The sequence below is a fragment of the Pseudomonas sp. LF020 genome, assembly GCF_053456425.1.
The window spans coordinates 284821-306002 of sequence record NZ_JBRFIX010000005.1; the positions used below are offsets into that span (position 1 = coordinate 284821).

The 21182-nt window shown below is 61.9% G+C and carries 15 protein-coding genes (1 of these 15 running past the window's edge); 9 read left to right on the forward strand and 6 right to left on the reverse strand.

Annotation, left to right across the window (positions count from 1 at the left end; translation table 11 throughout):
- Nucleotides 1-5499: the beginning of a non-ribosomal peptide synthetase gene (locus ACU680_RS14350; protein WP_448179784.1), read on the reverse strand. Its footprint begins 6822 nt before the window's first position; 5499 of the gene's 12321 nt are visible here — the first part of the coding sequence; the start codon lies at nucleotides 5497-5499; its stop codon lies beyond the left edge, outside the window.
- Between the two features lie 229 nt (nucleotides 5500-5728).
- Entirely contained in the window at nucleotides 5729-6463 is a 735-nt protein-coding gene (locus ACU680_RS14355; protein WP_448179785.1) for a thioesterase II family protein, read from the reverse strand.
- A 132-nt stretch (nucleotides 6464-6595) separates the two neighbouring features.
- Here ACU680_RS14355 and ACU680_RS14360 point away from each other — a divergent pair, with 132 nt between their 5' ends.
- The gene (locus ACU680_RS14360; RefSeq protein ID WP_448179786.1) at nucleotides 6596-7729 is read left to right on the forward strand and encodes a cupin-like domain-containing protein; all 1134 of its coding nucleotides are present in this window, start codon (nucleotides 6596-6598) and stop codon (nucleotides 7727-7729) included.
- 183 nt (nucleotides 7730-7912) lie between these two features.
- On the opposite strand, the gene ACU680_RS14365 is transcribed toward ACU680_RS14360, so the two are convergent.
- Complete coding sequence (locus ACU680_RS14365; protein WP_448179787.1) at nucleotides 7913-9085, reverse strand: MFS transporter; 1173 nt, start codon at nucleotides 9083-9085, stop codon at nucleotides 7913-7915.
- Nucleotides 9086-9328: 243 nt separating this feature from the next.
- Between ACU680_RS14365 and ACU680_RS14370 the strand changes: the two genes are divergently transcribed.
- The 5 genes from ACU680_RS14370 (at nucleotide 9329) to ACU680_RS14390 (ending at nucleotide 14449) form a co-directional block, all read left to right on the forward strand.
- Nucleotides 9329-10129, forward strand: coding sequence for an SDR family oxidoreductase (locus tag ACU680_RS14370; protein WP_448179788.1), 801 nt, complete (start codon nucleotides 9329-9331; stop codon nucleotides 10127-10129).
- Complete coding sequence (locus ACU680_RS14375; protein ID WP_448179789.1) at nucleotides 10122-11948, forward strand: glycoside hydrolase family 15 protein; 1827 nt, start codon at nucleotides 10122-10124, stop codon at nucleotides 11946-11948. The genes ACU680_RS14370 and ACU680_RS14375 overlap by 8 nt, the downstream gene beginning before the upstream one ends.
- 390 nt (nucleotides 11949-12338) lie before the next feature.
- Complete coding sequence (locus ACU680_RS14380; RefSeq protein WP_367083993.1) at nucleotides 12339-12728, forward strand: hypothetical protein; 390 nt, start codon at nucleotides 12339-12341, stop codon at nucleotides 12726-12728.
- 12 nt (nucleotides 12729-12740) lie between these two features.
- On the forward strand, nucleotides 12741-13379 hold the full coding sequence (locus ACU680_RS14385; RefSeq protein WP_448179790.1) for a BRCT domain-containing protein: 639 nt from the start codon (nucleotides 12741-12743) through the stop codon (nucleotides 13377-13379).
- A gap of 158 nt (nucleotides 13380-13537) precedes the next feature.
- The gene (locus ACU680_RS14390) at nucleotides 13538-14449 is read left to right on the forward strand and encodes an alpha/beta fold hydrolase (protein WP_448179791.1); all 912 of its coding nucleotides are present in this window, start codon (nucleotides 13538-13540) and stop codon (nucleotides 14447-14449) included.
- Here the strand turns inward: ACU680_RS14390 and ACU680_RS14395 are convergent.
- Complete coding sequence (locus ACU680_RS14395; protein WP_367083991.1) at nucleotides 14418-15401, reverse strand: GlxA family transcriptional regulator; 984 nt, start codon at nucleotides 15399-15401, stop codon at nucleotides 14418-14420. The two genes, ACU680_RS14390 and ACU680_RS14395, sit on opposite strands and share 32 nt — an antisense overlap.
- An 88-nt stretch (nucleotides 15402-15489) precedes the next feature.
- Between ACU680_RS14395 and inhA the strand changes: the two genes are divergently transcribed.
- The 3 genes from inhA (at nucleotide 15490) to ACU680_RS14410 (ending at nucleotide 18842) form a co-directional block, all read left to right on the forward strand.
- On the forward strand, nucleotides 15490-16176 hold the full coding sequence (gene inhA / locus ACU680_RS14400; protein ID WP_367083990.1) for an isonitrile hydratase: 687 nt from the start codon (nucleotides 15490-15492) through the stop codon (nucleotides 16174-16176).
- A 206-nt stretch (nucleotides 16177-16382) separates the two neighbouring features.
- Entirely contained in the window at nucleotides 16383-17174 is a 792-nt protein-coding gene (locus tag ACU680_RS14405) for a CPBP family intramembrane glutamic endopeptidase (protein ID WP_448179792.1), read from the forward strand.
- A gap of 102 nt (nucleotides 17175-17276) precedes the next feature.
- Nucleotides 17277-18842: a methyl-accepting chemotaxis protein gene (locus ACU680_RS14410; RefSeq protein WP_448179793.1), complete on the forward strand. Its 1566-nt coding sequence runs from the start codon at nucleotides 17277-17279 to the stop codon at nucleotides 18840-18842.
- Nucleotides 18843-19086: 244 nt separating this feature from the next.
- Here the strand turns inward: ACU680_RS14410 and ACU680_RS14415 are convergent, their stop codons facing one another.
- Together ACU680_RS14415 and ACU680_RS14420 are read right to left on the reverse strand one after the other, a co-directional pair.
- Complete coding sequence (locus ACU680_RS14415) at nucleotides 19087-19446, reverse strand: DUF6124 family protein (protein ID WP_367083988.1); 360 nt, start codon at nucleotides 19444-19446, stop codon at nucleotides 19087-19089.
- Between the two features lie 1051 nt (nucleotides 19447-20497).
- Nucleotides 20498-21175, reverse strand: coding sequence for an alpha/beta family hydrolase (locus tag ACU680_RS14420; RefSeq protein ID WP_367083987.1), 678 nt, complete (start codon nucleotides 21173-21175; stop codon nucleotides 20498-20500).
- Nucleotides 21176-21182: the final 7 nt, after the last annotated feature.

Sequence of the window (21182 nt, forward strand, 5' to 3'; positions counted from 1 at the left end):
CTGCTGCTCGATGCCCGGCAAATCCGCCGGACGCCCGGCCACAGTCGCACCGAACGCCACCGCCTCGTGACCGGTGTAGCGCTGCAGCAACAGCAGCCACGCGGCTTGCACGAGGGTGTTGACAGTGACTTTCTGCTGGCGGGCAAACGCTTCCAGCGCCTGAGTGCGCGGCACGTCCAGCGTCAGGTAATGGTCACCGTGGCCGCTGTCGCCTTCGCCGCTGGTGGCGGCGCGGACCAGTCGGGTCGGCTCTTGCAGGACAGCCAATTGGCCGCTCCAGAAGTCCTGACTGAGTTGCGCGTCCTGACGCTGCAGCCAGGCGATGTAATCGCGATAACGCCCGCCGCCATGGGCCGGGGTGCGACCGCTGTAGCGCTGCAACACTTCGCCGAGCAACTGCGAGTTGCTCCAGCCGTCCATGAGGATGTGGTGATGGGTGTAGATCAGGTGCCATTGCTCGGCAGCGGTCTGCACCAGCACCAGACGCAGCAACGGTGCATGGCCCAGATCGAATCCTTGCTGACGCTCGGCATCGGCCAGCGCCGCGAGGGCTGCCGGCTGATTGTCGTGCTGACGCCAGTCGAGAATGCTGAACGGCAACTGCACCTGTTTGTGGACGATCTGCAGCGGTTGCGCCAGTTCGCCCTGCCAGACGAAACCGCTGCGCAGAATGTCCTGCGCATCGACGGTGGCCTGCCACGCGGCGCGGAACCGCTCAGGGTCAAGACCTTGCACATCCACGCGCAACTGATTGATGTACTCACCCGCAGCCTGCTCGTAGAGGGTGTGGAACAGCAAACCCTGCTGCATCGGCGACAGCGGATAGACATCATCGAGCTGACCGGCCGGCACCGGCAGCGCATCCAGTTGCGCCTGGGTCACCCGAGCCAGCGGGAAGTCCGACGGCGTCGCTTGCGCAATGGGTAGCGTGCAGCAGTGTTCGATCAGCGCCTGCAACTCGCTGGCATATTGATCGACCAGGTGCTGCACCGTGGCGCTGTCGAACATCTCGCGGCTGAAGCCCCAGCTCATCGACAGTTCGCCGCCATACACCTGACCTTCCACGGTCAGCCAGTTGCCCAGAGGCGCCGAAGGATCCTGCGCCACGCCGCTGGTTTCAACAGCCGGCACGAACAGCGCCGCCTCGTCGAACTGGCGGTCGAATTGGCCGAGGTAGTTGAAGGTGATGCGCGGTTGCGGCAACGCGGCCAGTTCGGCGCGCACCGACGGTGCGGCCAGATGCCGCAGCACGCCGTAACCCAGACCTTTGTCCGGCACCGCGCGCAGTTGCTCCTTGATCGCCTTGATCGAGCCGTCGAGATCAGCGCTGGCGGTCAGGTTGACCGCGAACAGACTGGTGAACCAGCCCACGGTGCGGGTCAGGTCGACATCATCGAACAGGTCTTCGCGGCCGTGGCCTTCCAGTTCGATCAGCGTGCCCGGCTGCTGGCTCCAGCGACTGATGGTGCGCGCCAGTGCGGTAAGCAACAGATCGTTGACCTGGGTGCGATAGGCGGCAGGCGCCTGTTGCAGCAACTGACGGGTGCGCTCGGCGTCGAGGCGCCATTCGATTTTCTCGCCATGCAGGTTGTGCAGGCTGCCATCCGGGCGGTCGCACGGCAGATCCTCGGCGCCCTGGTGCTGGGCTTTCCAATAACCCAATTGCTCATCGAAGCGCGACGCTTCCTGCGCCAGACGCGCCGTCCAGCTCTGGAACGCGCTGGTCTTCGCCGGCAACTGAATGCCGCCGCCCGCCGCCAATTGCTTGTAAGCCTGCTGCAGATCTTCCAGCAGCACCCGCCAGGAAACGCCATCGACCGCCAGGTGATGAATGATCAGTGCCAGTCGTTGCGAGCCATCGGCCATGGTCACCAGCAACGCGCGCAGCAACGGGCCGTTTTGCAGGTCGAGGCTGCGCTGAGCTTCGTTGCACAGCGCCTGCAACTGTTCGGCAGATTCGGCATCGCGTTGCCACAACTCAGCGCCGTTCAGCAGCGGGCCGTGGCTTTGTTGCCAGCCTTCGCTGCCTTCGACAAAACGCAGGCGCAAGGCGTCGTGGTGATTGATCAGGTGCGTCAGCGCCGCATCGAGCCATTGTGCGTTCAATGCCTCACGCGGGGTCAGCAGCAACGACTGGTTCCAGTGCTCGCGCACCGGCATAGCGCGGCTGAAGAAATCCTGCTGGATCGGCCCGAGCACGGCGTCGCCGGTCACCGGCCCCTGATCTACCGAGGACAGGTTATCGTGGCTCGCGACCAGTGCCAGACTGCGCACGGTCTGGTACTGGAACAGGTCACGCGGGCTGATACGGATCCCCGCCTGTCGCGCACGACTGACCACTTGAATCGAGATGATCGAATCGCCGCCCAGCTCGAAGAAGTTGTCTTCGAGGCCGACGCGGTCGAGGCCGAGCACAGCTTCCCAGATCGCCGCGAGGGCTTTCTGCATGGCGTCCTGTGGCGCCACGAATGCCTGTTGCGGCGCGGCATCCGGTTGCGGCAAGGCCTTGCGGTCGAGCTTGCCGTTGGCGGTGACCGGCAATTTGTCGAGGGTGATCAGGTAGGTCGGCACCATGAATTCCGGCAGGCTGCCGAGCAGCCACGCCTTGACCTCTTGCTGCCACTGCTCGTCGGCCTGCGGGTTTTCCAGCACAAGGTAAGCCACCAGATGCTTGCCGCCCTGCACCAGCACCACCGCCTCACGCACCAGCGAGTGCTGCATCAGGCGGGTTTCGATTTCGCCCAGCTCGATGCGCAAACCGCGCAACTTCACCTGATGGTCGAGACGGCCGAGGTATTCGATCACCCCGTCGGCACGCTGCCGCACACGGTCGCCGGTGCGGTACAGACGCGCGCCGTCATGGAACGGGCACGGCACAAAACGTTCGGCCGTCAGCGCCGGACGCTGGTGATAACTGCGCGCCAGCCCGGCGCCGCCCAGATACAGCTCACCGGCGACACCGCTCGGCACCGGCAGCAACTCGGCATCGAGGACGTGGGTGCGCAGGTTGGCGATCGGCCGACCGATCGGCACACTGTCCGCGCCTTCATCGACACAGGTCCAGTGAGTGACGTCGATGGCCGCTTCGGTCGGGCCATACAAGTTGTAAAGGCTGGCGTTCGGCAGTTTGGCGAAGACTTGCAGCTGCGCATCCAGCGGCAACGCTTCACCGCTGCAGACAATCCGCTTGAGACCGCTGCAGCTTTCCACGCCCGGTTCGTGGATGAACGCCTGCAACATCGACGGCACAAAGTGCAGCGTGCTGATGCCGTGGCGGTTGATGCTATCGATCAGTTGCAGCGGATCACGGTGCGCGCCCGGCGCGGCCACCACCAGCCGCGCGCCGGTCAGCAGCGGCCAGAAGAACTCCCACACCGACACGTCGAAACTGAACGGGGTTTTCTGCAGCACCGAATCACTGGCGTCCAGCGCATAGGCTTCCTGCATCCAGCACAGACGGTTGACCAGCGCCGCGTGGCTGTTGCCGGCGCCCTTCGGTTTGCCGGTGGAGCCCGAGGTGTAAATCACGTAGGCCAGGTTCAGCGGATCGACGCTGACGTCGGGACGGCTGTCGCTATAGCTGTCGAGCAGTCCTGGCTGATCCAGGGTAATGACGTTTACGCCGTCAGTCGGCAGCGTTGCCAGCAGCGCTTCTTGCGTCAGCAGCAAAGTAATGCCGCTGTCCTCGATCATGTAGGCCAGACGCTCCTGCGGGTACTCGGGATCCAGCGGCACGTAGGCGCCGCCGGCCTTGAGAATCGCCAGCAGCGCGACGACCATTTCCACCGAACGCAAGGCGCGGACGCCGACCAGACTGTCCGCCCGCACACCCTGTTCGCGCAACAGATGCGCCAGGCGATTGGCCCGCGCATCCAGTTCGGCGTAACTCAGAATCTGTTCACCGAACAGCAGTGCCGGTGCCTGCGGCGTACGCGCGACCTGCGCTTCGATCAACTGGTGAATCGGCGTGTCGCTCGGGTACTGCGCATGGACGTTGTTCCAGTCGTGCACCAGGGTGCGCTGCTCGTCAGCCTCCAGCAGCGGCAATTCACCAATACGCTGCGACGGATCGGCGACCATCGCCGTCAACAGGCGCAGCCAGTGCCGCGCCATGCGTTCGATGGTCGGTGCATCGAACAGGTCGCTGGCGTAGGTCAGAGCGGCGTGGAGCTTGCCGCCCTTCTCCCAGGTGTCCAGCGTCAGGTCGAACTGGGTGGTGCGACTCTGCCAGTCAAGGCTGTCGAGTTGCAGGCCGGATGCGGTGCTGATGGTGGCGATATCGGCGACGTGCGGCTGATGGTTGTACATCACCTGGAACAGTGGCGTGTGGCTGAGGCTGCGTTCCAGCTTCAGCGCTTCGACCAGTTGCTCGAACGGCAGATCCTGATGCGCCTGCGCACCGAGCGCGGTTTCCTTGACCGCCCGCAACAGTTCATCGACCCGGGTCTGGCCGTGCAGCTGCGTGCGTAGCACCTGAGTGTTGACGAAGAAGCCGATCAGGCCTTCGATCTCGCCGCGATTGCGGTTGGCGATCGGCACCCCGACGCGCAGGTCGGTCTGCCCGGTGTAACGGTGCAACAGCGCATTGAAGGCGCCGAGCAGGAACATGAACAAAGTGACCTGATGCTGTTGCGCAGTGCTGCGCAGCTGCTCGGCGAGTTGGCCGTCGACCGCGAATTCATAGCGGGTGCCGCGATAGCTCGGCATCGCCGGGCGCGAATGATCCAGTGGCAATTCCAGCACCGGATGTTCGTCGCCCAGTTGCGCCTGCCAATAGTCGAGTTGGCGTGCCTGCTCACCGGCTTCCAGCCAGCGGCGTTGCCACAGCGCATAGTCGCTGTACTGGATCGGCAGTGGCGGCAATTGCGGCGCCTGACCGGCGTCGAACGCGTCGTAGCAACGGATGAATTCATCGATCAACACGTTCATCGACCAGCCATCGGACACGATGTGGTGCAGGGTCAGCAGCAGCACGTGTTCCTGCTCGGCAAGCTTGAGCAAGGTCACGCGCAGCAACGGACCGACCGCCAGATCAAAGGGCAGCACCGACTGCTGTTCGGCGGCGCGGATCACCGCCTGCTCGCGCTCGCTGGCCGCCAATGCGCTGAAGTCCTCCCGGACAATCAGCAGCGGCGCGGTGGCCGGCACTTGCAGCAGGCTATCATCGGCCTGGCGCTGGAACACCGTACGCAGGGTTTCGTGGCGCTCCACCAGACTGGCGAAAGCTTGCTCCAGCGCCGCCAGGTTCAGTCGCCCGCTGAGCCGCACCGCACCGGGCAGGTTGTAGGCGCCGCTCTGCGGGTCGAGTTGCCACAGGAACCACATGCGGCGCTGTGCGTAAGACAGCGCCTGACGATCCTCGGCTGCGATGCCGGCCGGTATCGGAAACCGCGCGAAATCCACGCCCTCCTTGTGCAGGGCCGCGAGGAACATCTGGCGCTTTTCCAGGGGCAACCCGATAAACCGGCGAGCAAGTTTCAAGGAGTCTTCAGCATTCATTTCTCAGCATCCGGATCAGTAGGCAGGAAGCACAAAGGCACGTCGTCCCTATAAAACGAATGCAGACCGGAAAAATTAGCGAATGAGAACAACTGTCAGGCGGGAGGCAGAGCGGGGAATTTCCGTCGTATCGCACAACCCTGTAGGAGCTGCGGCACGCTGCGATCTTTTGATTTTAAAGATCAGGATCAAAAGATCGCAGCGTGCCGCAGCTCCTACAGGGAGCGGATCAGGCGGTGATGGCCAGGTTGTGCCGACGATGATGCCCTTCCAGTTGATCCTTGATCACCTTGAGCACTTTGGCCTCATGCTCATGAATAAAGAAATGCCCGCCGGCGAGCATGTCCACCGAAAAACTGCCGCGGGTTTCCTTGCTCCAGCCGATCAGCTGTTCGGTGGTCGCACGATCCGCCTTGCCGCCCAGCACGTGCACCGGGCAGTTGAGCAGCGGCCGCTGCAACGGCTCGAATTTGCCGCAAAGCAGAAAATCCGCGCGCAGGATCGGTAGGGTCAGGCTCATCAGCTCGGCGTTGGCCAGCACTTCTTCGCTGGTGCCGTTGAGCGTGCGCAACTGATCGATCAGCTCGGCGTCGGTTTTCGGCTCGGCAAAACCGCGATCGTAATCGGCGCGCATCGTCGGCGCCGCCGTGCCCGAGGCAAACAGCGCCACCGGTTCCGGACAGCCCAAGATGCGCAGGGCGTGAGCGATTTCGCAGGCCAGCAGCGCGCCCAGGCTATGGCCGAACAACGCATACGGCACCTTGAGATTGGGCCGCAGTTCCTTGGCCAGTTGCATCGCCAACGCACGCATATCTGTGTGCAGCGGCTCGTCGAAACGCGCGCCGCGCCCCGGCAACTCCACCGGCTGCAGTTGCAGCCATTGCGGCAGTTTTGGCCGCCAGCGGCTGTAGACCATGGCGCTGGCGCCGGAGTACGGCAGGCACAGCAGGGTCAGCTTGTTCACCCGGCTTTCCTCGAAAAATTTGTCTGTAGAGAGAAACGGATTACGCCCCCGGCAAATTAGTCGCGCGCCGGTAAATTGCGCCAACAGGCGCTCGTTAACTGTTCAGGCCAAAACCAATAATGAGGATTCACCGTGGACCTGCAGAGCATCCTGGGCAAGTTGTTCGCCAATGCCGGTGCCGTCGGCATCGAAGGCGTTTTCCAATTCGTGTTTGGTCCGCAGCAGGCCTACTGGTCGGAGGTCAAGGCCAGCAGTCGCACCGCGCCCGGTCGCCACCCCAGCCCCGACGTGACCATTGAAGTCGCCGAGAGTGATTTTCTCGGGATCATGGCCGGCAGGGTCAATGTCGAAGAACTGTTCGCCAGCGGCCGCCTGAAAATCGGCGGCAACATGGGCCTGGCGACGCTGCTGCCGCAGATCATCGAGCATGCGATGCACGGTGGCGCAGTGGTGGAAAAAGTCGACATGAACAAGCGCTACCCGACCCCGCCACGCTTCAGCGAAAAACTCACCGCCGGCCTGCCGGTTCAGACCCGCATCGAGCGCCATGCGCGCAATGATTTGTCGGTCAGCGAATTCAAAAGCAAGTATTTGCCCAACGGCATCCCGGTGGTGATCAGCAATGCCTTGCAGGACTGGCCGCTGTTCAAGCTCAGTCGCGAAGAATCACTGGTGCATTTCGCCGAACTGCAGGGCATCACCCGCCACGGCGATTACGTGAAAAAGACCTTTTCCACCGAACGTGATTTCCGCTCGACGTCGATGGCCGAGTTCATTGCCTCGCTGGACCAACCGGCAGTCAAACGGGCTGACGGCGAACCGCCGGCCTACATGGGCAACAACATCCTGCCGGCGCAATTGCTGCAGCAGATCAAGTACCCGCCGTACTTCGATGCTTCGCTGTTCATCCCGCCACGTATCTGGATCGGCCCCAAAGGCACGCTGACGCCGCTGCATCGCGACGACACCGACAACTTGTTCGCGCAGGTCTGGGGCCAGAAGCAGTTCACCCTCGCCGCCCCGCATCACCGCGAGGCGCTGGGCACCTGGTCGACGGCGCCAAAGGGTGGCCTGGACGGCTGTGACTTCAACCCCGACGCACCTGACTATGAGCGCTTTCCTGCAGCACGCGATGTGACATTCCTGCGCGTGACGCTGGAGGCCGGGGATCTGCTGTTTCTGCCGGAGGGCTGGTTCCATCAGGTGGAATCGGTATCGACGTCGCTGTCGGTGAATTTCTGGGTGAATTCGGGCCGGGGTTGGTAACCAACACCACCAAACGCCTGAAGGTATCAATAACTGTGGCGAGGGAGCTTGCTCCCGCTGGACTGCGAAGCGGTACCAAGCTCTGAGTCTCAATGAGTTCTGAAATCGGGCCGACGGGTTTGCGATTGCTGCGCAATCGAGCGGGAGCAAGCTCCCTCACCACAACAGCTCGCCAAAGCCGGTTTATTTCAGGTGCCGATAACTCTGAAACGCTGACGCCAACACCACCGCCCCCGCCACAATCGCCAGCCAGAAGCCGCTACGCGCGCCAAACGCATCCACCAACGCGCCTGAGCCGGCCGCGCCGATCGCCACGCCGATGCTCAACCCCGTCACCAGCCAGGTCAGGCCTTCAGTCAGTTTGGCCGGCGGCACAATGCGCTCGATTAACGCCATCGCCACGATCAGCGTCGGCGAGAAGAACAATCCCGCGACAAACACCGCCAGTGACAAACCGAAAATATTGCTCGCCAGCAACAGCGGCAGCGTGGTCACCGCCGTCGCCACCCCACCGTAGAGAAACAGGCGCGGCAACGGCAGTTTCGAACGCATCGCGCCAAACGCAATCCCGGCCAGACACGAGCCGATCGCATACACCGACAAGACGATGCTCGCCGCCGCCGGCTGGCCCTGCTGCTGGGCGAAGGCGACGCTGACCACATCGACCACACCGACGATGACGCCCATGGCAAGCATCAACGCCAGCAGCCATTGCACGTCGGTCGAGCGAATGATCGAACCCTGATGCTGCGACTCCTGCGGGTGCACCGCCGGCTCGGTGCTGCGTTGGGCGACAAACGCCGTCACCCCGATCGCCAGCGCCAGCAGCGCGGCCAACGGCCCGGCCTCGGGAAACGCCACCACGCACAATCCCACCGACAGCGGCGGGCCAACGATGAAACAGACTTCATCGAGCACCGATTCCAGCGCGTAGGCGGTCTGCAATTGCGGCTGGCCGCGATAGATCTCGGTCCAGCGCGCGCGCACCATCGCCGACATGCTCGGCATGCACCCGGCCAGCGCGGCGAATATGAACAGCGTCCAGGTCGGCGCCTGCAAGCGCGTGCACAGCAGCAACATCAACAGCGCCCCGCCACCGATCAATGCCGACAGCGGCAGCACTTTGCCCTGGCCGAAACGATCCACCAGCCGCGAGACCTGCGGCGCGCAAAACGCCGTGGCCAGGGCAAACGTCGCCGCCACCGCACCGGCCAGCGCGTACCCGCCCTTGAGTTGCGAAAGCATGGTGATCACGCCGATGCCGGTCATGGAAATCGGCATGCGCGCGATCATCCCGGCCAGAACAAAAGCACGGGCGCCGGGGGCGGTGAATAATTCGCGGTAAGGGTTTGCCATGGATTGCAGCCTCATCAGGGGCGGCCAAGTTGCCACAAAGGCTGATGAGCGTGGAAGCGGGGAATTGTTGGTGGAATGTGAAGGCCCTGAAGAGCAAAAGATCGCAGCCTTCGGCAGCTCCTACAGGTGAACGCATTCCATGTAGGAGCTGCCGAAGGCTGCGATCTTTTGATCTTTGCTCTTGAACTCTCCACGCTTGCGACCAGTCAGCTAAATAGGCCCTCACTCAAGGCACGACTTCGCATGCAAATATCCCTCGCCCGCCAAGTGGCACTGGTCACCGGCGCCAGCGCCGGCATCGGCCACGCCGCCGCCAAAGCGCTGGCCGCTGCCGGCGCAGCCGTCGTCATCAATTACAACCGTCAGGCGGAACCTGCCGAAGCGCTGGCCCGGCAGATCATTGCCGACGGCGGCCAGGCGCTGGCCATCGGCGCCGATATTTCAAAGGAAGACCAAGTCGAACGGCTGTTCGCCGAGACCCTCGATGCCTTTGGCTCGCTGGATATTCTGGTGGCCAATTCCGGTCTGCAAAAGGATGCCGCGGCGGTGGACATGACTCTGGAAGACTGGAACACGGTGATTGGCGTCAACCTCACCGGCCAGTTCCTCTGCGCCCGCGCCGCGCTGCGGATTTTCAACCGCCAAGGGGTGCGCGAAGGCGTGTCCCGCGCGGCCGGGAAGATCATTCACATGAGCTCGGTGCACCAGCGCATTCCGTGGGCCGGGCACGTCAACTATGCGGCGTCCAAGGGCGGCGTCGATCAATTGATGCAGACCCTCGCCCAGGAAGTCAGCCAGCAGCGCATCCGCATCAATGGCATCGCGCCGGGAGCGATTCGTACGGCGATCAACACAGAAGCCACCGAAGGCGCCGCCGGTGAAAAGCTGCTGGAGCTGATCCCCTACGGTCGCATCGGCGATGTCGAGGACATCGCCAACGCGGTGGTGTTTCTCGCTTCCGACGCCGCCGACTACATCGTCGGCACCACCCTGTTCATCGACGGCGGCATGAGTCTTTATCCGGAGTTTCGTGGCAATGGCTGAGCATCATCCTGAACGACAAAGCCCGATCGACGCCCACGGCATCATCGGCGACCTGCGCAGTGCGGCACTGGTCAACGACAAGGGCAGCGTGGATTTTTTCTGCTGGCCGGAATTCGACAGCCCGTCGATCTTCTGTTCGCTGCTCGACACGCCCGAGGCGGGGATTTTCCAGCTCGCCCCGGACTTGCCCGATGCCCGGCGCGAACAGATCTACCTGCCCGACACCAATGTTCTGCAAACGCGCTGGCTCAGCGAACAGGCCGTGGTGGAAATCACCGACCTGCTGCCGATCGGCGACAGTGTCGATGACCTGCCGCTGCTGATGCGCCGGGTGCGAGTGGTCAGCGGGCAAGCCACCTTCCATATGCGCTGCGCGGTGCGCCATGACTACGCCCGCGCCAATACCCGGGCGCAGATGGATGACCAATCGGTGATTTTCAGCGCCGAGGGTCAGCCCTCACTGCGGCTGGTGGCGGATCAGGCGTTGTACCTCGATGGCGAGTCGGCCGTTGCCTCCTTCAGTTTGAAACAGGATCAGCACGCCGAATTCGTCCTCGGTGGCGCCGACGATCCACGCTTCAAGGATGACGGCGCGAAAATGTGCCTGGAGCGCACGCTGAAGTTCTGGCGCGACTGGATCGGTCAGTCCAACTACCGCGGGCGCTGGCGGGAGATGGTCAATCGCTCGGCCCTCGCGCTGAAGCTGCTGACCTCGCGCAAGCACGGCGCGATCCTCGCCGCCGCCACCTTCGGCCTGCCGGAAACCCCCGGCGGCGAGCGCAACTGGGATTATCGCTACACCTGGATCCGCGACGCCTCGTTCACCGTCTACGCGTTCATGCGCCTGGGTTTTGTCGACGAGGCCAACGCCTACATGGGCTGGCTGCGCGGGCGGGTCAGCGATTGCCACGGCCAACCGATGAAACTCAACATCCTATATGCCGTCGATGGTCGCCAGGAGTTGCCGGAAACCGAGCTCACGCATCTGTCCGGTCATGGCGGCGCGCAGCCAGTGCGCATTGGCAATGGCGCCTACGACCAGATTCAGCTGGATATTTTCGGCGAGCTGATGGACGCCGTTTATCTGGTCAACAAGTACGGCGACGCGATTTCCCACCAAGGTTGGAAACACGTGCGCGAAGTGGTTGATCAGGTGTGTGAGACCTGGCAGACCACCGATGTAGGCATTTGGGAAATGCGTGGAGAGCAACATCACTTTCTGCATTCGCGATTGATGTGCTGGGTGGCGCTTGACCGGGCCATTCGCCTGGCCTCGAAACGCTCGCTGCCGGCGCCGTTCGTCCAGTGGGATCAGACCCGGCAGGCGATCTACGCCGACATCTGGGACAACTTCTGGGATGAGGAGCGCGGGCATTTCGTCCAGTACAAGGGCGGCACCGCGCTCGACGGCTCGATGCTGCTGATGCCGCTGGTGCGTTTCGTCAGCGCCAAGGACCCGCGCTGGCTGTCGACCCTTGAAGCGATCGAAAAGACTCTGGTGCGCGACGGCATGGTTTATCGCTATCGCAACGATGACGGCAACATCGACGGTTTGACCGGCACCGAAGGCGCGTTTGCCGCCTGCTCGTTCTGGTACGTCGAATGCCTGGCCCGAGCCGGTCAGGTGGAGAAGGCCCATCTGGAGTTCGAACAACTGCTGCGCTACGCAAACCCGCTGGGGCTGTACGCCGAAGAGTTCGACAGCAAGGGCCGCCATCTGGGCAACACCCCGCAGGCGCTGACGCATCTGGCGCTGATCAGTGCGGCGAGTTTTCTGGATCGGCGTTTGAGTGGGGAAAAGAGTGTTTGGCAGCCGTAATTTCGCCGCACTCTGTCGGAAATATCCCTTCAACTCGGGTTTTGCAGGACGAATTCCTACACAAAAATAAACGTTGGTGAACTTGCGTTGCGCGGGAGCTTGCTCCCGCCGGGTCGCGAAGCGGCCCCAATCCGTGCGCCACCATTTCTCCAGAAGAACCGCATTGTCTGGCTTTGCGCCTGCTTCGCAGCCGAGCGGGAGCAAGCTCCCTCGCCACACGCCAGGTCATTCAGCCCCTACTTCGTCTAAACAATCCCCGCCCAATCCCTCCCCCGCAACCTGCACTTACACCCTGAAATACCCTGTTGCCACCTGTTACATCCCCCCCTACCATCCACCGCAACGGGCACAGCGGAGCTGTCCAATAAAACCCGAATTCAAGGAACCAGAATGACCCAGCACGTCCACCGTCCCATCGCCACGCCCCTGCGCACCGGCCTCACCCGCAGCCAACTCTGGGAAGCCTGCGACAAAGGCCTGATCAAGTGCTGGGAAATCGGCCGCCAGCGCGCCACCCGCTTCCCCGACCTTGCGCAACAATGCCTCGCCGGCGAACTGCCGGTGCTCGGCTGGAAAGGAGGCGTGAGCCGCAGCCTGAAGAAAACCGAGAAATACGGCTCGCTGAAATACCTGGCGCAGTGGCAAGGCTTGCGTGGTGAGGATCTGGATATTGATCTGGCTGAAGAGCGCTCGCTGACCTGCTCGCGGACGAAGATGCGAGTGACGTTTACCCCGGACCGGACGAAGTATTTCAATCAGGTGGCGGAAGCCGAGGCTTAAGGAGAAGCAACGATGGTCGATTTGCATCAGGAATTTCAGAGCAGTGTGTTCTTTCACCAGGCAAGGATCGAGCGGCGCTCGGTCGATGCTCTCATTGGCATCGCAGCCGGGCTTGCCGCAGACGGCACGATCAACCAGCAAGAAGCCGAGTTTCTCAGAACCTGGATTGAAACCCATTTGGTGCACCTGGATGATCCGGTTGTGAACATCCTTTACAGGCGCCTTGCCGACATGCTCAGCGACGGAGTTCTGGACGCCGACGAGTCTGCGGAGCTGTTGGAAATGCTGCATCAGTTCACCGGGCTGCCAGTCGCACCAACACAAACACCCACGTTTGCCGCGCCGACCAGTCTTCCTCTCGACAACCCTGCCCCGCAGTTATCCCTGATTGATCGGGTGTTCCTGTTTACAGGCGTCATGGCCTATGGGCCACGTAAAGAATGTGAGTCGCAGATCCTCGAACGCGGCGGCCTTATTGGCGGTTCCGTCAGCAAAAAAATTCACTATTTGGTAGTGGGGAGCATTGGCAATGATCAGTGGCTTCACAGCTCTTACGGCACCAAGATCAAGAAAGCCGTTGAGCTGAGAGACAGCGGCGTGCCGATCGCGATCATCAGCGAAGATCATTGGCAAAGGGTGCTGTTCGGCTGACCAGGAACGGACGCCGGCAAGTGACGCTCCCCTGTGGCGAGGGAGCTTGCTCCCGCCGGGTTGCGAAGCGACCCCATGCTCCAGTGGACCTGCTGCGCAGGCCTGCGGGAGCAAGCTCCCTCGCCACCAAGGAATGGTCTAATGTTGCCTGACGCCCAATGGCTGTGGAGTCTGCCGTGTCTGACATTCAACGCGTATTGACACCGAACTTGAACGTAGCCTTTGAACAGCACGGCCCGTCCACCGGCGACGCGGTCATATTGCTGCATGGCTTCCCCTACTCGCCCCGGGCGTACGACGAAATCGCCCCGGTCCTCGCCGCCGAGGGTTATCGGGTGATCGTCCCGTATCTGCGCGGTTACGGGCCGACTCGCTTCAACCACCCCGAAACACTGCGCTCCGGCCAGCAAGCAGCCCTCGCTCAGGATTTGCTGGAGTTGATGGACGCACTGGGGATCGAACACGCCACGCTTTGCGGTTACGACTGGGGCGGTCGGGCAGCTTGTATCGTTGCGGCTTTGTTTCCCGAGCGGGTGCGCGGGTTGGTGACGGGGGATGGTTATAACGTGCAGGACATCGCCAATTCGACCCGGCCACTGGATCCCGAAACCGAACACCGCTATTGGTACCAATACTATTTCCACACGCCACGCGGCGTCGCAGGCCTGACGCAAAATCGGCAGGCGTTCTGTGAACTGCTGTGGAAATTGTGGTCACCGACCTGGGCACGTAACGCCGAACGTTATCCGCTGAGCGCACCGGCCTTCGACAACCCAGACTTCGTTGACGTGGTGATTCACTCCTACCGCCATCGCTTCATGTACGCCGCAGGCGATCCGGCGCTGCAATGGATGGAAGACGCGTTGATCAAACAACCGCCGATCAGCGTGCCGACGATCTCCCTGTGCGGTGCCGATGACGGGGTTGGCCCGGCGCCGGAATCAGATGAAGACATTGCACATTTCACCGGCCCCTACGAAAGGCGCGTGCTGCCCGATGTCGGTCACAACATTCCCGAAGAAGCACCGCAGCAAACCCTCAAGGCATTACTGGATCTGCTCCAGCACTGACCGAAAACCGCTCCCGATACGCCTGCGGCGTCACCCCGATCGCGCGCAAAAAACTGCGGCGCAACGTCTCTTCACTGCCAAACCCGCAGTTGGCCGCAATCCGTTTCACCGGCAACCCGGTATCACTGAGCAGACGCCGCGCGGTTTCGACGCGGATCAGCTCGATGGCGCGGGCCGGGGTCTGGCCGGTGTCGGCGCGGTAGTGGCGGATGAAGCTGCGTTCGCTCATGCCGGCCTGTTCGGCCAAGGTCGGGACGCCGAGGTCGCAGGTGAGGTTTTCGGCGATCCAGGCGTGCAGTTCATCAAAGCGATTGCCCTGATTCTGCAGGGCCAGGGTCACGCTGAATTGCGATTGCCCGCCGGGGCGTTTGAGGAACACCACCAGATGCCGGGCGACGTCGAGGGCGATGTCGCGGCCCAGGTCTTCCTCGACCATCGCCAATGCCAGATCGATGCCGGCGGTCACGCCGGCCGAGGTCCAGACCGGGCCGTCGTTGATGAAGATCGGGTTGGCTTCGACCTGCAACTTCGGGTGCTGCTGCGCCAGTTGCTCGCAGCGTGTCCAGTGGGTGACCACGCGGCGACCGTCGAGCCAGCCACTGGCGGCCAACAGGAAGGCGCCGGTGCAGACCGAGGCCACGCGTCGACATTTCGCCGCATGCTCGCGCACCCAATCCACCAGCGGCACATCTTCCGCCGCCAGGTAAATGCCCCAGCCACCGGCGATGATCAAGGTATCGCTGGCCTGCTGTGGCAACGGTTCGGCCAGTACCGCCAGCCCGGCGGACGACATCACCGCCCCGCCCTCGCGGGTAATCACCGAAGGCGCATAAGGCACGGGCAAGCCGCGCTGACGGGCGATGTCGTTGGCCGAGGCAAACACTTGCAGCGGCCCGGTAACGTCGAGGATTTGTACGTTGGCAAACGCGAGTACGTGAATGGTTTTCGGCATTTGGCGTAATTCGTGGGCTGATTGGCGTATGCGCCAAAACCTACGCGCCTACAGTGAAGCCGTCCACCCCTCAAATGGAGAAAGAATCATGACGTTGCAGATCGGTTTTCTGTTGTTTCCGCAGGTGCAGCAACTCGACCTGACCGGTCCCTATGACGTGCTGGCCTCGCTGCCCGACGTGCAGGTGCATCTGATCTGGAAAGATCTGGTGCCGGTCACCGCCAGCACCGGCCTGCTGCTGAAACCGACCACCACCTTCGAGGACTGCCCGAATCTGGATGTGATCTGCGTGCCCGGCGGCGCCGGGGTCGGGCCGCTGATGGAAGATGAGCAGACGCTGGGGTTCATCAAGCGTCAGGCGGCGCAGGCCAAATACGTGACGTCGGTTTGTACCGGCTCGCTGGTGCTTGGTGCAGCCGGACTGCTTCGCGGCAAACGCGCCACCACCCACTGGGCCTATCACGAACTGCTGCCAAAACTCGGCGCAATTGCGGTGCAGGATCGGGTGGTGCGCGACGGCAATCTGTTTACCGGTGGCGGGATCACCGCCGGGATCGATTTTGCGCTGGTGCTGGCCGCCGAACTGGTGGGGGCCGAGGCGGCGCAGTTGATTCAGTTGCAACTGGAATATGCGCCGGCGCCGCCGTTCAATTCGGGCAGCCCTGATACGGCACCGAGCGCGATTGTCGACGAGGCCCGCCTGCGTGCTGCGCCGTCGCTGAAACTGCGCTCGGAGATCACCGAACGCGCAGCCGCGAAACTCAACCTGCACTGATCCTCAGCCACACATAAAACCCTGTAGGAGCTGCCGCAGGCTGCGATCTTTTGACTTTGGCGTTTCAAGATCAAAAGATCGCAGCCTGCGGCAGCTCCTACACAGAGGATTGCGGCGTGTCACCGTTTCCCGCCACACCTTTACTTGTCCCAACGCCCTCACCCGTGTAGAAAGCCCTTCCACAAAATTCTGCACAAGGACTTTCGATGAAGGCGTTGCCATGGCTCTATCTGGCACTTCTCAGCCTCGGTTATGGATTGGCGTTGAGTTTCGGCCAACTCGGCTGGCTCGCGCTGATCTCCTTCGGATTGTTGCTGGTGACCGGTTTCGCCGTGCGCCAACAGCAGGTGCCGGTGGCGCGCCTGTTGGGGCATGCCGTGTTCATCTTCCTCGCGCTGTCGCTGGCACTGCACTGGTTGCCGGGATTCGCCAACGGCCGGGCCATCGCCCCGCTGCGTTTCACCGACGACGCCGTGCCGTTCGCGATGTACCTGAATCTGGACAAACCCCTGATCGGCTTCTGGCTGTTGCTCGCCTGCCCGTGGATTGTCGCGGCACGCTCGCTGCGTCCGACGGTGTACGCCAGCGTCCTCGCCCTGACCTTGAGCGCCGTCCTGGCGCTGGGCGGCGCACTGTTGTTCGGCATGATTGCCTGGGCGCCAAAGTGGCCCGATCAGGCGTGGCTGTGGCTGCTGAACAATCTGCTGCTGGTGACGCTGGTCGAGGAGGCGCTGTTTCGCGGCTATATACAGGGCGGTTTGAGCCGCCTGTTCAAACACCTGCGCCACGGCGACAACCTCGCCCTGCTGCTGGCGTCGCTGATCTTTGCCCTGGCGCATCTGGGCGCAGGCTGGCACTGGGTGTTGCTGGCGGGTCTGGCGGGTGTCGGCTATGGTCTGGCCTACCGTTTCGGCGGGCTGGCGGCGGCGATCGCCACGCACTTCGGGCTGAACCTGCTGCATTTTGCGCTGTTCACCTATCCGATGCTGGCCGGTTGAAGCAAGAGCGGTTTTGCGACGCCGTACTTATATCTGAAAAAAAACTTCAATAATTTCCTGACAGCGCCGACAACCTTTCAAAGCCTTGCGGATTGAAAAACCATGCGTAATAACCAGCCCATTACACAACGCGAACGGACTTTCCCGGCTCAGCAGCGGTTGATTTCCACAACCGACGCCAAAGGCGTGATCACCTACTGCAACGACGCTTTCGTCGAAATCAGCGGGTTCTCGCGTGAAGAGCTGATCCGTGCGCCGCACAACCTGGTTCGTCACCCAGACGTGCCGGCGGCGGTGTTTTCGCACATGTGGGGCACACTGAAACAAGGCTTGCCATGGATGGGCATTGTCAAGAATCGCTGCAAATCCGGTGACCACTACTGGGTGAACGCCTACGTGACACCGGTGTTCGAGGGCAATCAGGTGATCGGTTACGAGTCGGTGCGGATCAAACCCACCGCCGAACAGATCCGCCGTGCCGAAGCGCTCTACCAACGCATCAACCAAGGCAAGTCGGCAATCCCTTCCAGCGACAAATGGCTGCCGGTGCTGCAAGACTGGCTACCGTTCATTCTGGTCAGCCAGTTGAGCTTCGTGATCGGCGCAACCCTGAACTCGCACTGGGGCTTCGCCCTGGCAGCGGGCCTCTCGGTGCCGCTGGGCCTGATGGGCCTGCAATGGCAGCAACGTGGGCTCAAGCGCCTGCTGCGCCTGGCCGAACAGACCACCTCCGACCCGCTGATCGCGCAGATGTACACCGACAGCCGTGGCGCGCAGGCGCGTCTGGAAATGTCGATCCTCAGCCAGGAAGCTCGCCTGAAAACCTGCCTGACCCGTCTGCAGGACACTGCAGAGCACCTGACCGATCAAGCGAAACAGTCCGACGCCCTGGCGCACAACAGCTCCAGCGGTCTGGAGCGTCAGCGCGTGGAAACCGAACAGGTCGCCACCGCCGTCAACCAGATGGCTGCCACCACGCAAGAAGTGGCGAGCCACGTGCAGCGCACTGCCGACGCCACCCAGGAAGCCAATCGCCTGACCGATCGTGGCCGTGACATCGCCGGGGAAACCCGCGAAGCCATCCAGCGCCTGTCGGTGGTGGTCGGCGAAACCGGCCTGACCGTCACCCAACTGGCCAAGGACAGCGACGAAATCGGCGGCGTGGTCGACGTGATCAAAGGCATCGCCGACCAGACCAACCTGCTCGCCCTTAACGCCGCCATCGAAGCCGCACGTGCCGGCGAGATGGGCCGTGGTTTTGCCGTGGTCGCCGACGAAGTCCGTCAACTGGCACAACGCACCAGCGAATCCACCGGCCAGATCCACGCCCTGATCGCCAAGCTGCAACAAACTGCATCCAGCGCCGTACAAACCATGGAAGCCGGGCATCGCCAAGCGGAAGAAGGTGTGGCGCGGGTACTGGAAGCGGATCAGGCACTGGTCGGCATCAGCGAAGCGGTGGCCAACATCACGGACATGACCACCCAGATCGCTGCAGCGACCGAAGAGCAAAGTGCCGTGGCTGAAGAAATCAGCCGCAACATCAGCAACATTTCGGAACTGGCGGACCAGACGTCCGAGCAAGCGCATAACTCGGCATTGCTGAGTGAAGAGCTGACCAAGACGGCGAATACGCAGTATTCGTTGGTGGAGCGGTTTAACCGCTAAAAGCAAAAGATCGCAGCCTGCGGCAGCTCCTACACTGTTTATTGTAGGAGCTGCCGAAGGCTGCGATCTTTTGACCTGGAAGCCCGGACAGCGAAAGCGTCCGGGCTTTTTGTTGCCAGTCTGAAACTGATGGTGTCTGGCAGACCGCATTCGCGAGCAAGCTCGCTCCCACATTTAGTCCTGTGTACGCAGAACCAATGTGGGAGCGAGCTTGCTCGCGAAGAGGCCATAACGGCCAGCAAAATTATTGAGATAACTTCAGCTTATCCAGCAGTCGATTGACCACCAGCTCGTTCAACATGATCAGCTGTTGCAGCGCCAGCAGCGGTTTGCGCTCGGGGCCTTTCACCGAGTTGGCGATATTGCCGGCCATGGCATTGGCTGACGACAGTGATTCACTGGCTTCGACGAGCAGAGTTTCGTCATCGAGCGTGGGATCGACCATGTAGATGGGGCGAGCCTTGGGTGGGAAGTACTTCGGGATATCGGGACCAAGGTAATAGTCGAGTGCGCGGTCGGCGGCGTCTTTTGTCTTTTGGGACTCGAGCTCGGGGTGGCGAGGGGTTGGATCGGTGATTGGTGGGTTGGGTGTGGCTTTGAACATGGATGTAACTCCTATCGCAGATTTCAAGGAGCCATCACCCACGCTACCAAACGATGGGTGGCGGCCATACGCGGGTTGGTAGACCGGCTGCAATAGGAACCCGGCGCTCACGAATGAGCCCCACGCATGACCACCATAAAACCGAGTCCCAAAAAGGGACTGCATAGGTGTTGCCATACGGCTATTACAGACAGGCTACCAAACCCGATCACTGATTTTCAGTGACAGGGAAACGATATAGCCCGGCCCATAGCCGTGTAAGCCGGCGGATTCTGGCGTACGCGTAGGTAACGGCGCAAGGCGTTGTAGCCGTTATGGCGTAACGGTTCGTGTACTTTAAACGTGCTTGCGAGGTTACGTTTATGCGCAGGGAGTGTCGGGTTTTTCCTGATATTTTGATGGTGTCTGGCAGGCAGCTTTCGCGAGCAAGCTCGCTCCCACATTTGGACTGGGTGCGTCAGTAAGGGAATGGTCGGCTGTCAGACCGTCATCGCTGGCAAGCCAGCTCCCACAGGGATTGCATGCAGTCTGCAGGATGTTGGTCAGGTATCAGGGCGCCATCGCGAGCAGGCTCACTCCTACAGTTGGATGGGGTGCATCAGTAAGTGAATGGTCGGGTCGTAGGCCGCCAGGCAGGCCAGCTCCCACAAGATCAAGATCAAAAGATCGCAGCCTTCGGCAGCTCCTACACAAAACCCGCGGCGCAGCCGCCCCACTCCAGGATGAGCGCAAGCTCGGCTGCAGCTCTTGATCTTGATCCACGGGCGACATCGGAAGGCTGAGTGGAGGGATTCATTCGGGCGTGGGAGCGCAGCGACCGTTTGGCGCAGCCAAACACAGCGAGAGGAGGTGCAGCGAAGCAAACCGTAGGCGCTGCGCCCGGATGGATCCCGGAGCGAAGGGACCCCGAGCCCCAGCGAGCGGGCCGAACGCAGGAGCAAGCGTTTTTTTGCTTACTTTTTTTAGGCGTTTGTAAAAAAAGTGAGTCGCCGTAAGGGCGAAACCCTAAGTGGCCGTGACCGCAGCAACGGATATGCCTCCAAACAAAGCCTCACCGAAGAAACCCGGCAACCTTCTCCGCAGCCGACGCCAAATGCTGCTCATGCGTAAACCCGGAAACCTTCAGCGGCTTCAAATCATGATCCCCAGAGGCCAGCCAAAACACCTCAATACTCGGCGATAGATCGTAAGCCTCGACAGCGTCCCGATTGCCAAGCGCATCCCGCTCCCCCTGAACAATCAACGTCCGAGTCCGCAGAGAAGCCAAATGCTCAACCCGCGGTTTCTCAGGTTTCCCCACCGCATAAAACGGATATCCAAGACAGACAAGCGCATCGGCGCCCAATTCGTCAGCCAAAAGACTGGCCATCCGCCCGCCCATGGACTTACCACCGATGGCCAAAATCCCAGCGACATGACGTCGCACTTCAGCGAACACTTCACGCCAACACTGAAGCAGTTTCGGCGCCGGATTAGGCGGACGCTTGCCACCGTCGATACGCCGCTGCGCCATATAAGGAAACTCAAACCGCAACACATTCACCCCAAGTGCAGCAAGGCGCCCAGCCATATCGTTCATCCAGTCGCTGTCCATCGGCGCCCCCGCACCATGCGCCAGGATCAGGGTCGCCGAAGCCTCGCCCGACGCGGCGTCCCAAAGCCACCCACGATCCCGCACGCACTGCGCCCATTGATCCCCGTCAATACTGGCCTTGTGCTGTTTGTCCATGCTTGCC